The organism is uncultured Anaerovibrio sp. (assembly GCF_947302755.1).
GTDB lineage: Bacteria > Bacillota > Negativicutes > Selenomonadales > Selenomonadaceae > Anaerovibrio.
In genome coordinates this window covers 1-2,632 of sequence record NZ_CAMYWM010000212.1, presented here as the reverse complement: position 1 = coordinate 2,632, position 2,632 = coordinate 1, and the positions used below count along the sequence as shown (strand labels likewise).

Genomic DNA, 2,632 nt, shown 5'->3' with positions numbered 1-2,632 from the left:
TCTGGCCGAATGCAAAGACGGCTATGCCTTCGTTCTGCACACCTATGACGGGAACGTTATTTTCATCATAGGAGGCAACATAGTTAAGACCCAGAGCTGTGAGCTGTCTTCTCAAAGGGCGGATGAAATTATCCTGCCAATTGATGATATAGGCCAGTTGATCACCTTCCTCTCCCGGAGTGAACATAGCTTCATATGCATCATAGTAAGACTGGATAAGTTCATAATTATCCTCAGCCAGTTGCTTCTTTGTATAAGCAGCTTCCAAGCCCTCCAATGCCTCTGCATGCATGATGTCGTATTTATCAGGAGTAACGACCTCGAACGACCTCAGGTACTCAATCTCAGCATTCAGCTTTTCCAGATGCTGCTCCAGACTCTGCACCTTGGCGGACATAACGGCAAGACCGGCAGTCATATTGTTTTGCATGGTGGCAATCTGAGCTTCGGTCTTCATGAGGTCGGCCGTGGCAGAATAATACTTATCCATGGCGTCCGAATACTTTCTCCAGGCATCCTTCAGAGCCTTTGCCACTTCCTCATCCATCTTCTCGGCCTGCTTGAGCATTTCCTGCTCGGCGGCGATGAGTTTCTTCTGCATGTCGATCTTGTCAAGTTCGGCCTGCTTCTGAGCCTTTTCAAGCTGGATGAGAGCGGTCTCCTTTACAAGGTTGGCCTTGGCAATGGCGGCCTCTACCTCGGCGAGGGTCTGCTCCAGTTTGGCTTTCTGTTCCTGAAGCTTTACCTTCTCGGACTTGAGCTTAACCTTGGCAATCTCTACGTTGACAGCGTCCAGCTCTGCCTGAACAGCGATACGAAGGGCCTCGGCCTGGGCAATGGCGGCCTGGGCCTCAATTAATTTAGCCTGAGCTTCTGCAATGGTAGCTTCGGCTCTTGCCTTGATAAGTTCAGCCTGAGCCTGGGATTCGTTCAGGGTGGCCACAGAAATCAGTTCCTTGGCTTTTGCTTTGCGAACTTCGGCCACGGACTCGGACTCGACATTCTCGAGACAGCCCGTGAGGCAAACTACTCCGCACAATAGCGCGGAAAATAAACCTTTTGTTTGCATTGTGTAATTAATTAAGAGAATTAGTATTAGTGGTTTAGCTATCTTTCTGCGAATTATTAGGACTTTTTATTCCTATTTGTAGGCATAGCAATTTTAGCGTTTTTCTTTATTCTCAGCGAGTTAGGCTTAGAATGGAACTACAGCTGGAACCTTTAGCATTGTCCAATTACCTACTAATATTTTAATTCCATCGCACCTAAGTTCCCGTATTTCAGTTACAAAAATAATTGTTTTTCGGCCATTTGCAAATTTTTTTAGAACTTTTACAGTGTATTTTTAAATTTTCTTGCACTTTAAAGAAATTTATAAAATAATTTATTAAAAAGAAACCCGAATAGAATTGTTAGTGTATTAGCACAAAAAAGTCCGCAAATCTTGCGACTTGCGGACTTTTTCTTACAATATGTAACAAAAAGCTACTTCACCATTCCGCTGAAGCCCATGAAGGCCAGGGCCAGGATACCAACACTGATGATAGCAATGGGAACACCCTTGAAGGCCTTGGGAACATTGTTAAGGGCCAGATGCTCACGGATACCGGCAAAGATAACCATGGCCAGTCCATAACCCAGGGATGTAGCAAAGGCATATACCAGGGCCTGTCCCAAGTTAAGCACCCCTCCGGGCACAAAGGCAAATTCCTTGGTAACCACGTTGATGGCTACACCCAGCACCGCGCAGTTGGTGGTGATCAGGGGCAGGAAGATACCCAGGGCCTGATACAGGCTGGGGCTCACCTTCTTAAGAACAATCTCCACCATCTGCACCAGGGCGGCAATGACCAGGATGAAGGCGATGGTCTGGAGGAAAGTGATCTGGAAGGGAACCAGCAGATACTTATTAATAAGGTAGGTTACCAGCGTGGCCAGCGTAATCACAAAGCACACGGCCATGGACATACCCGTAGCGGTGGACAGCTTGTTGGACACACCCAGGAAGGGGCAGATGCCCAGGAACTGCGACAGGACGATATTGTTTACAAAAATCGCCGAGATAATGATAAGGAAGTACTCCATAGCCTAGTTCTTTTTAAGGTATTTGTTGAACAGGACCATCAGGTAACCCAGGCACAGGAAAGCGCCAGGAGCCATGACAAAGGCCAGCATACCGTCGTTGCCGCCAATGAAGTTGTAGCCAAAGGCGGAGCCGGAACCCAGGATCTCGCGAACCAGGCCCAGCACAGTGAGAGAAGCGGTGAAGCCCAGGCCTACGCCCAGTCCGTCACAAGCGCTTTCTACCACGCCATGCTTATTGGCAAAGGCTTCGGCACGACCCAGCACAATGCAGTTCACCACAATGAGAGGGATAAAGAGGCCCAGGGTCTCATACATGGCAGGAGTGTAAGCCTGCATGAGCAGCTGCAGCAGCGTTACGAAGGTAGCGATGACCACAATATATACAGGAATGTGCACCTTATCCGGCACCACGGGAGCGATGGCCGAAATAGCCATGTTGCTAAGCACCAGCACAAAGAGCGTGGCCAGCCCCATGGACAGGCCGTTGATAGCACTGGTGGTAGTGGCCAACGTGGGGCACATGCCCAGCAGGAGCACAAAAGTGGGG

General features: G+C 48.9%; 3 protein-coding genes. All 3 read right to left on the bottom strand.

The features are described from left to right. On the bottom strand, positions 1–1,039 hold a 1,039-nt coding region (locus tag Q0Y54_RS12590; protein ID WP_297968673.1), incomplete at its 3' end, for a hypothetical protein. A gap of 446 nt (positions 1,040–1,485) precedes the next feature. After that, on the bottom strand, positions 1,486–2,085 hold the full coding sequence (gene rsxA, locus Q0Y54_RS12585) for an electron transport complex subunit RsxA (protein ID WP_297968670.1): 600 nt from the start codon (positions 2,083–2,085) through the stop codon (positions 1,486–1,488). Positions 2,086–2,088: 3 nt separating this feature from the next. Continuing rightward, a partial coding sequence (locus tag Q0Y54_RS12580) for an RnfABCDGE type electron transport complex subunit E (RefSeq protein ID WP_297968667.1) occupies positions 2,089–2,632 on the bottom strand: 544 nt, incomplete at its 5' end.

Coding starts and splice junctions, on each gene's coding strand:
- rsxA (WP_297968670.1), bottom strand. CDS start 2,085: ATGGAGTACTTCCTTATCATTATCTCGGCGATTTTTGTAAACAATATC.